Here is an 8,736-nt window from a genome sequence, read left to right as displayed (position 1 = left end):
GCGCAGCAGCGGGCGGCGTGGGCAGCGGCGGCGCCATGCCCGCGGCCGGCACCAGGCAGGCGCGCCCGTCGAACACGGTCGAGCAAGCGCCGCAGCGCACCAGGCCATTACGGACCCGCAGTTGGTCAAGCACCACCTTGAAGGTGGTGCCGCACTGCGGGCAACGGGTGGTCAAGGCCATGGCGCGATCCTGCGGCGGCGGCGCTCAGGCCTTCTGGCCGTGCAGGCACACCCAGCCGTCGCGCGCGCGCCAGACCGACATCGCGATCCAGGGCGCATAGGCGGCGGCCACTTCCTCGGCCTGCCGCTCCAGCACGCCAGACAGCACCAGGTGGCCGCCTGCGGCGACACGCCCGGCCAACATGGGCGCCAGCACCTTCAGCGGATTGGACAGGATGTTGGCCACCACCACTTCGAAAGTGCCTTCCGCCAGCCCGTCGGGCAGCATGGCTTGCAGTTCGACGTGATTGACCTCGGCATTGAAGATCGTGCTCTGCACCGCCTGGGCGTCGATGTCCACCGCCTGGGTCGGCCCCGCGCCCAGCTTGCGCGCGGCGATGGCCAGGATGCCCGAGCCGCAGCCGTAGTCCAGCAGCGTGGCGCCGGCCGGCAATTCGGCTTCCAGCCAGGCCAGGCATAGATGCGTCGTGGGATGGCTGCCCGTGCCGAACGCCAGGCCAGGGTCCAGCTCGATGTGGATCGCTCCGTTCTCGGTGGCGGCTTCCGGCTCGAAGGCCGGGACGTCGGGATTGTCGCGGTGCCAGCTGGGTACGATCCACAGGCGCTCGGCGATATGGATGGGGCCGAACTGCGACTGCGTCAGGCGCACCCAGTCGGCGTCGGGCACGTCGCGCAGGCTCCAGCCCTCGAACACGGTGGGGTCCAGTTCACCGGCGGCGGCGGCCTCTTCCATGATCTGCGCGGGATCGGCGCCATCGGGCAGCAGGGCGACGACGCGGTTGCGGTCCCAGGCCTGCACGTCGGGCTCGGTGCCCGGTTCGCCGAACAAGGGGCGTTCGTCGTCGGTGCCCAGGTCGGCATCTTCGACGGATACCGACAGCACGCCTGCTTCCAGCAGAGCGTCCGAGAGGGCTTCGGCTTGCGCCTCCAGGCAATGGAGCACGAGTTCACGCATGATGATTCTTCCATCTGGTCAACGGGCCGCGGCTTGCGCCGCGGCCCGTTGACCGTAAAACAAAACAGGAGCGGCCCGGGAGCGGAAAGCCCCCGGATCGCAGGTCAGGGACGCTGCGCCAACTTGTTTTCCAGGTAGTGGATGCTGGTGCCGCCTTCGATGAAGCGGGCGTCCTGCAGCATTTCGCGGTGCAGCGGGATGTTGGTGGAAATGCCTTCCACCACCATTTCCGACAGCGCGGTGCGCATGCGGGCCAGCGCCTGGTCGCGCGTGTCGCCGTAGGTGATGACCTTGGCGATCATCGAGTCGTAGTTAGGCGGCACGAAATAGCCGTTGAACGCATGCGAATCGATACGCACGCCCGGACCACCCGGCGTGTGCCAGTTGGTGATACGGCCGGGGCTGGGCACGAAGCGGAAAGGATCTTCCGCATTGATGCGGCATTCGATCGCGTGGCCCTTGAAGGTGATGTCACGCTGGCGCAGCGTGAACTTCTCGCCGGCGGCGATCAGGATCTGCTGCTGGACCAGATCGATGCCGGTGATCAGTTCGGTGACCGGGTGTTCGACCTGGATGCGGGTGTTCATTTCGATGAAATAGAACTCGCCGTTTTCATACAGGAACTCGAACGTGCCGGCGCCGCGGTAGCCCATCTTGCGGCAGGCGTCGGCGCAACGGTCGCCGATGCGCTCGATCAGCCGGCGCGCGACGCCAGGCGCGGGCGCCTCTTCGATGACTTTCTGGTGGCGGCGCTGCATGGAGCAGTCGCGCTCGCCCAGCCAGACGGCGTTGCGGCCGCCATCGGCCAGCACCTGGATTTCGATATGGCGCGGGTTCTCGAGGAACTTCTCCATATAGACTTCCGGGTTGTTGAACGCGGCGCCCGCTTCCGAGCGCGTCATCGTGACGGCGTTCAGCAACGCGGCCTCGGTGTACACCACGCGCATGCCGCGGCCACCGCCGCCGCCTGCCGCCTTGATGATGACCGGATAGCCGACTTCGCGCGCAATGCGGATGATTTCCTGCGGATCGTCAGGCAACGCGCCTTCCGAACCCGGCACCACCGGCACGCCGGCTTCGATCATGGCGCGCTTGGCGCTGACCTTGTCGCCCATCAGGCGGATGGTGTCCGGACGCGGGCCGATGAAGACGAAGCCGCTCTTTTCGACGCGATCGGCAAAGTCGGCATTTTCGGACAAGAACCCGTAACCCGGGTGGATTGCCTCGGAATCCGTGACTTCGGCCGCCGAAATGATGGCCGGCATGTTCAGGTAGCTTTCACGCGACGGCGCGGGCCCGATGCACACCGATTCGTCGGCCAGGCGCACGTACTTGGCTTCGCGGTCGGCCTCGGAGTGCACGACCACGGTCTTGATGCCCAGCTCGCGGCAAGCGCGCTGAATGCGCAGGGCGATTTCGCCCCGATTGGCGATCAGGATTTTTTCGAACATTTTCAGCTATCAGCCAATGACGAACAGGGGTTGACCGTACTCGACGGGCTCACCGTTTTCGACCAGGATTTCTTTGATGACGCCGGACTTGTCGGCTTCGATTTCATTGAGCAGCTTCATGGCTTCAATGATGCACAGCGGGTCGCCTTCCTTGACGGTGGCGCCGACGTCGATGAACGGCGCCGCACCCGGGTTCGGCGAGCGGTAGAAGGTGCCGACCATGGGGGCCTTGACGACATGGCCCTGGATCACCGGCGCGGCTTCCGCGGCGGGCGCGGCCGGAGCGACGGCCTGGGCGGGCGCGGCCGGCACGCCGGCTTCGGGGTGATGGTAGGCGACCGGCTGCAAGGTCTGCGAGAACTTGACGATCCTCACCTTGCCTTCGCCTTCGGTGATTTCCAGCTCGGCGATGCCCGATTCAGCCACCAGGTCGATCAGGGTTTTGAGTTTTCGGAGGTCCATAGAAGCTGCTTCCCGAGATAGTATCGGCGACGTCCCAGCGTCGGGTCCGCGCCGTATAAGATGTAAATGCTGTGAGTTGGTGCGAGATCAGTGCCGCACTGCGTAGCGCAAAGCCGCCTCGTAGCCGTCCGCGCCCAGGCCGCTGATAAGGCCTACCGCCAAGTCGGACAGATAAGAGTGATGCCTGAAGGGCTCTCGCTTATACAGATTGGACAAATGTACTTCAATAAATGGGATCGCGACCCCAGCCAGCGCATCGCGAATTGCGACGCTGGTGTGCGTATATGCCGCCGCGTTGATGATGATGAAGTCCGTGCCGTCTTGCCGGGCCGCTTGAATGCGGTCAACCAGTGCGCCTTCGTGATTGCCTTGCCACGCTGTCAGCGTGGCGCCCAGTTCGCCTGCGAGCAACTCCAGACCCTCGTTGATCTGTTGCAGCGTGAGGCTGCCGTAGATATGAGGTTCCCGGGTGCCGAGCAGGTTCAGGTTCGGGCCATGCAATACCAGTATGTTTTGCGCCATGCGCTTGCCAATGAGTGGTTTGCCAATTGTTGGCAAAACAGCCGATAAACCAGCTTTTTACGCCAATTCCTACTATTTGTCCAACAGACTTACGCCTTTAAACCAGATAAAGTGCGGTCCAGGTCATCGGGCTGGATTTCACCCAGTATCTTCCGGTTAATTCCGCCATCTGCATTGAAAACAATAGTAAAAGGCAGGCCACCACTGGGATTTCCCAGCTTGCGCAGGGTATCGATAGCGCCCGCGCCGATTACCCAGAGGGGATAGGAAACCTGTACTTTCTCGACAAATTTTTGCATGTTCGCAGCCGAATCGACACCAATGCCGACAAATCGTACATGCGGGTATTTTTTCTGCAAGGCGTCGAGTTCGGGCATTTCTCGGACGCATGGCGCGCACCAGGTTGCCCAGAAATTGACCACGATGGGCTGGCCTTTCCAGCCGGCCAGGGTATGGGACGCCCCGTTCAGGTCGGGGAGCTGCAGCTGCATCAGGGCGGCGACGGGATCGCCGGCATCGGCCGGGGCCGAGGACGTCGGGGTCTTGCGGCCCATCAAGGTGTAGCCGCCCGCAACCGTGGCGGCTATGGCCACGCCGGCGGAAAGAAGTAGGCGTCGATTCATGGCGCGATCATAACCGCTGCCGCCGTTTCGCGCCGCGCGGACCGCAGCCTGGCCCCTCTCTATATATACAATGCAGGACAGGAGAGTTTTCAATGCACCTGCATATTCTTGGCATCTGCGGTACGTTCATGGGCGGTTTGGCGCTGATCGCGCGCGCCGCCGGCCACAAGGTCACCGGTTGCGACGCGGGCGTGTACCCGCCCATGAGCACGCAACTGTCCGAACAAGGGATCGAGCTGATCGAAGGCTTCGGCGCCGAACAACTGGCGCTCAAGCCCGATCTCTATGTGATCGGCAACGTGGTCAGCCGCGGCAATCCGCTGATGGAGGCCATCCTGGAGTCCGGCGCGCGCTACGTGTCCGGCCCGCAATGGCTGGGCGACAACGTCCTGCCCGGCCAACACGTGCTGGCGGTGGCGGGCACCCACGGCAAGACCACCACCAGCTCGATGCTGGCCTGGGTGCTGGAAGCCGCGGGCATGGCTCCCAACTTTTTGATCGGTGGCGTGGCACAGGACCTGCATGTGTCGGCGCGCTTCGACCCATCGCGCCGTCCCTTCGTGATCGAGGCGGACGAATACGACACGGCTTTCTTCGACAAGCGCTCGAAGTTCGTCCATTACCGTCCGCGTACGGCCATCCTGAACAATCTTGAATACGATCACGCCGACATCTTCCCCGATCTGGCCGCGATCGAAACCCAGTTCCACCACCTGGTGCGTACCATTCCGGGCTCGGGCCGCATCGTGCGCCCAGCGCACTGCGCTGCGCTGGACCGCGTGATTGCCCGCGGATGCTGGTCTGAAACCGTCACGTTCGGCGCCGATGGCGCCTGGCGGGCGACGGCGCCCGATGCCGACGGCGCCTTCAGCGTGCTGCGCGGCGGCGTGACCGCCGGCACCGTGCGCTGGAACCTGAGCGGCGAGCACAACCGCATGAACGCGCTGGCGGCGTTGGCCGCCGCCGAGCACGTCGGCATACCGGCAGCTCAGGGCATCGACGCCCTGAGCCGCTTCGCGGGCGTGAAGCGCCGCATGGAATTGCGCGGCACGGTCAACGGCATCAAGGTCTACGACGATTTCGCGCACCACCCCACCGCCATCGCCACCACCCTGGAAGGCCTGCGCCGCCAGGTGGGCCCGGCCCGCATCCTGGCGGTGCTGGAACCTCGCTCCAACACGATGAAGCTGGGCACCATGGCTGCCCGCCTGCCCGAGGCCCTGGCCGACGCCGACCTGGTGTTCTGCTTCGGCGCCCACTCCGGCAAGCATGCGCTGGGCTGGAACCCGGCCGAAGTGCTGGCCCCCCTGGGCGACCGCGCTTCCAGCTACGATGACATCGGCGCGCTGGTTGCCGCCGTGGCGGGCGCCGCCCGCCCGGGCGACCAGGTTCTGGTCATGAGCAACGGCGGTTTCGGCGGCGTGCACGGCAAGCTGCTGGACGCCCTGCAGGCGCGCGCCTGATTCCGGCAAAGACACCGCAAAGGCGAGCAATGATTCTTTATCTGCACGGTTTCCGTTCCTCGCCGACCTCGCTCAAGGCCCGAATGATGGCCGACGCCATGGCCGCGCGCGGCCTGCCGGAGGCCTGGGCCTGCCCGCAACTGCCCGCCAGCCCGCGCGAGGCCGTCGCCCTGGCGATGGCCATTGCCCGGCGCCAGCTGGAAGGCGCGGACTCGCCCCGGGCGCTGACGGTGATCGGCTCGTCGCTGGGCGGCTTCTATGCCACCTGGCTGGCCGAACAGCTGGGCTGCAAGGCGGTGCTGCTGAATCCGGCGGTCGAGGCCGCCCGCGACCTCGCCACCCAGGTCGGCGAGCACCGCATGTATCATTCCGACGCGCCGTTCGTCTTCCTGCCCGAATACGTGGACGAACTGGCCGCCATCCACGCCCCGCACATCACCCAGGCCGAACGCTACTTCCTGGTGGCGGCCACCGGCGACGAGGTGCTGGATTGGCGCGAAATGCGGGACCGATACGCAGGCTGCCGCCAGCGCATCGTGCAGGGCAGCGACCACGGTTTGTCCGATTTTGCGGAATGGATGCCCGAAGTGCTTGAATTCGCCCTTGGCGACAAGCAGGTTCGCCCCCAATAATCAGTATCAGACCTCAACACTCTATATATAGCTGCGCAAGGCGGCGCGAACGCGCCGCCCAGGACGATCCCCACCATGTATGTGTTTTACGAAGACGACGGCAGCTTCAAGGCCGGCAATATCCTGTCCGAGACCGATGCCAGCCTGCAGGTGGAATCGGAATCCGGCAAGCGCAGCAAGATCAAGCGCGCCAACACCTTGTTCACCTTTGCGGCGCCCGAACCGGCCGCGCTGATGAGCCAGGCGGCTGCGACTGCCGAAACCCTGGACCTGCAATTCCTGTGGGAATGCGCGCCGCAGGAAGAATTCGACTCTCCCGCCCTGGCCGCCGATTACTTCGGCCACGCCCCCACGCCCGTGGAACAGGCCGCCCTGTTGATGCGCCTGCACGGCGCGCCGGCGTACTTTCACCGCCGCGGCAAGGGCAGCTACCGCCCCGCCCCGCCCGACATCCTGGCCGCCGCCCTGGCCGCGCTGGAGAAGAAGCAGCGCCAGGCCGAGCAGCAGCAGGAATGGGTGGACGAAATGGCCGCTGGACGCCTGCCCGAGCCCATCGCCCAGGCCGCGGAGTCGCTCCTGATCCGCCCCGACAAGAATTCGCAGCAATGGAAGGCGCTGGACGCCGCCTGCGTCAAGCTGGGCAAGAGCCCCGACCGCCTGCTGCTGGAACTGGGCGCCTGGCCGCACGCGCTGGCCCTGCACAAGCGCCGCTTCCTGGCGGTGAACTTCCCGCGCGGACTGGCGTTCCCGGACCTGGAACTGCCCGCCGTCGAGCGCGAGCTGCCGCTGTCCGACGCTGAAATCTATTCGATCGACGACGTCACCACCACCGAAATCGACGATGCCCTGTCCGTCTCCACCCTGCCCGACGGCCGGTTGCGCGTCGGCGTGCACGTGGCGGCGCCGGGCCTGACGGTGACCCGCGACAGCGAATTCGACAAGCTGGCGCGCGCGCGGCTGTCCACCGTCTACATGCCGGGCGACAAGATCCCGATGCAGCCGGACAACGTCATCAAGGCGTTCTCGCTGGACGCCGGCCGCGAAGTACCGGTGCTGTCCCTGTACGTCGTGGCTGACCCGGAGACCGGAGAAGTCCTCGAATCGGAAACCCGCCTGGAACGCGTGGTGGTGCGCGAGAACCTGCGCCACAACATGCTGGACGCGCAGGTCACGGAAGCCAGCCTGTCCGACCCGTCCGCCGACCTGCCCTACGGCCATTGGCTGCGTCCGCTGTGGAAGCTGGCGCAGGCCCTGTCGGCCCAGCGCGAGAACGTGCGCGGCAAGCCGGAGAACAATTCGCGGGTGGAGTACAGCTTCTACCTGGACGGCAACCCCGATGATCCCGATACGCCGGTGCGCCTGGTGCCGCGCCAGCGCAATGCGCCGCTGGACCGCATGGTGGCGGAGTACATGATCCTGGCGAACAACCTCTGGGGCGGCCTGCTGCACCAGCATGGCGTGCCGGGCATCTATCGCTCGCAACAGGCGGGCCGCGTGCGCATGAGCACCCAGGCCCTGCCGCACGAGGCCATCGGCGTGCCGCAATACGCCTGGAGCACCTCGCCGCTGCGCCGCTACGTCGACCTGGTCAACCAGTGGCAGCTGATCGCCGCCGTTGAACACGGCGTGTCCGCACGTCTGGTCGCCCCGTTCAAGCCGCGCGACGCGGACCTGTTCGCCATCATCGGCGCCTTTGACGCGCAATACGCGGCCTGGGCGGAGTTCCAGAGCGCGATGGAACGCTACTGGTGCCTGCGTTGGCTGAAGCAGCACAACGTGACCCGCACGGTTGCGCACGTGCTGCGGGATGATCTGGTGCGGTTCGCGAATGCGCCGCTGGTGACTCGGGTGGGGGGGATGCCCGAGCTGGAGCGAGGAACTGCTGTCGAGATTGATATTCTCGGTATGGATGAATTGTCGCTGGAGCTGGATTGCCGGTATATCGGGGAGATCAGTCCGGCTGTGGGTGGGCAGGAGTAGGTTCTTCTGCCTTGGCGTCTTTGGCGCTTGGTTGCTAGTTCTACGTAGGCCTTGCTAGTTCTACGTAGGCCGCTCGTCGGTGCGGGTGCCGTGGCGGCTCGCGCCCACGATTGCGGTCCGGAGCGTTCGCTCCGGACTGCCCCTTCCTCATCCTCGTCATCGCCTACGGCGATTCCTTCGGATTCCGTCGGGCGCATCGAGGTTGCGAGCCGCCACGGCACCCGCACCGACGAGCTACTTGAGTCTTGGTCTGGGGCGCAGCTAAAGCCGTGGTCAGGGGCGAGTCTTGAGCTGCCCGTCATAGTCGGCCGCGCGGGCGGCCGACTATGACATACGTGATTTATTGAATTTTTATAGTGTTCACTGGCATGAATGCACTTTGCGGTTTGCTGATGATCGCCAGCCATCGGGGCGCTGCATAAACCTCAAGAGGCCGCCGAAACGGCAGGCCTCTTGGAAACCGTAGCG

At 65.3% G+C, this 8,736-nt stretch carries 9 protein-coding genes; 3 read left to right on the top strand and 6 right to left on the bottom strand.

Annotated features, from left to right (window positions below; all coding sequences use genetic code 11):
- From WBB14_RS27465 to WBB14_RS27440, 6 genes are all read right to left on the bottom strand, one after another.
- The coding region (locus WBB14_RS27465) for a zinc-ribbon domain-containing protein (RefSeq protein WP_424242558.1) at positions 1 to 181 on the bottom strand (181 nt) is incomplete at its 3' end.
- A gap of 24 nt (positions 182 to 205) precedes the next feature.
- Positions 206 to 1,135 (bottom strand): 50S ribosomal protein L11 methyltransferase, encoded by a 930-nt coding sequence (gene prmA, locus WBB14_RS27460; RefSeq protein ID WP_424242557.1) that lies wholly within the window; start codon positions 1,133 to 1,135, stop codon positions 206 to 208.
- A gap of 104 nt (positions 1,136 to 1,239) precedes the next feature.
- Positions 1,240 to 2,586 (bottom strand): acetyl-CoA carboxylase biotin carboxylase subunit, encoded by a 1,347-nt coding sequence (gene accC, locus WBB14_RS27455; protein ID WP_424242556.1) that lies wholly within the window; start codon positions 2,584 to 2,586, stop codon positions 1,240 to 1,242.
- A 9-nt stretch (positions 2,587 to 2,595) separates the two neighbouring features.
- On the bottom strand, positions 2,596 to 3,048 hold the full coding sequence (gene accB / locus WBB14_RS27450; RefSeq protein WP_424242555.1) for an acetyl-CoA carboxylase biotin carboxyl carrier protein: 453 nt from the start codon (positions 3,046 to 3,048) through the stop codon (positions 2,596 to 2,598).
- An 87-nt stretch (positions 3,049 to 3,135) separates the two neighbouring features.
- The gene (aroQ, locus tag WBB14_RS27445) at positions 3,136 to 3,570 is read right to left on the bottom strand and encodes a type II 3-dehydroquinate dehydratase (protein ID WP_013391376.1); all 435 of its coding nucleotides are present in this window, start codon (positions 3,568 to 3,570) and stop codon (positions 3,136 to 3,138) included.
- 89 nt (positions 3,571 to 3,659) lie between these two features.
- A complete protein-coding gene (locus WBB14_RS27440) occupies positions 3,660 to 4,193 on the bottom strand; it encodes a redoxin family protein (protein ID WP_424242554.1) in 534 nt (177 codons plus the stop codon).
- A 92-nt stretch (positions 4,194 to 4,285) separates the two neighbouring features.
- Here WBB14_RS27440 and mpl point away from each other — a divergent pair, with 92 nt between their 5' ends.
- The 3 genes from mpl (at position 4,286) to WBB14_RS27425 (ending at position 8,268) form a co-directional block, all read left to right on the top strand.
- Entirely contained in the window at positions 4,286 to 5,656 is a 1,371-nt protein-coding gene (gene mpl / locus WBB14_RS27435) for a UDP-N-acetylmuramate:L-alanyl-gamma-D-glutamyl-meso-diaminopimelate ligase (RefSeq protein WP_424242553.1), read from the top strand.
- Positions 5,657 to 5,685: 29 nt separating this feature from the next.
- Positions 5,686 to 6,288, top strand: coding sequence for a YqiA/YcfP family alpha/beta fold hydrolase (locus WBB14_RS27430; protein ID WP_424242552.1), 603 nt, complete (start codon positions 5,686 to 5,688; stop codon positions 6,286 to 6,288).
- 75 nt (positions 6,289 to 6,363) lie between these two features.
- Complete coding sequence (locus tag WBB14_RS27425; RefSeq protein WP_424242551.1) at positions 6,364 to 8,268, top strand: ribonuclease catalytic domain-containing protein; 1,905 nt, start codon at positions 6,364 to 6,366, stop codon at positions 8,266 to 8,268.
- The last annotated feature ends 468 nt before the right edge of the window (positions 8,269 to 8,736 follow it).

This window comes from Achromobacter sp., assembly GCF_049647645.1.
Taxonomy (GTDB): domain Bacteria; phylum Pseudomonadota; class Gammaproteobacteria; order Burkholderiales; family Burkholderiaceae_B; genus Achromobacter.
The sequence above is the reverse complement of the archived record's forward strand: the minus strand, read 5'-3'. Positions and strand labels throughout refer to the sequence as shown.

What these genes read in the sequence shown, in the direction of transcription:
- accB (WP_424242555.1), bottom strand. Translation starts at nt 3,048, where the DNA reads ATGGACCTCCGAAAACTCAAAACCCTGATCGACCTGGTGGCTGAATCG.
- prmA (WP_424242557.1), bottom strand. Translation starts at nt 1,135, where the DNA reads ATGCGTGAACTCGTGCTCCATTGCCTGGAGGCGCAAGCCGAAGCCCTC.
- WBB14_RS27425 (WP_424242551.1), top strand. Translation starts at nt 6,364, where the DNA reads ATGTATGTGTTTTACGAAGACGACGGCAGCTTCAAGGCCGGCAATATC.
- WBB14_RS27430 (WP_424242552.1), top strand. Translation starts at nt 5,686, where the DNA reads ATGATTCTTTATCTGCACGGTTTCCGTTCCTCGCCGACCTCGCTCAAG.
- WBB14_RS27440 (WP_424242554.1), bottom strand. Translation starts at nt 4,193, where the DNA reads ATGAATCGACGCCTACTTCTTTCCGCCGGCGTGGCCATAGCCGCCACG.
- accC (WP_424242556.1), bottom strand. Translation starts at nt 2,586, where the DNA reads ATGTTCGAAAAAATCCTGATCGCCAATCGGGGCGAAATCGCCCTGCGC.
- aroQ (WP_013391376.1), bottom strand. Translation starts at nt 3,570, where the DNA reads ATGGCGCAAAACATACTGGTATTGCATGGCCCGAACCTGAACCTGCTC.
- mpl (WP_424242553.1), top strand. Translation starts at nt 4,286, where the DNA reads ATGCACCTGCATATTCTTGGCATCTGCGGTACGTTCATGGGCGGTTTG.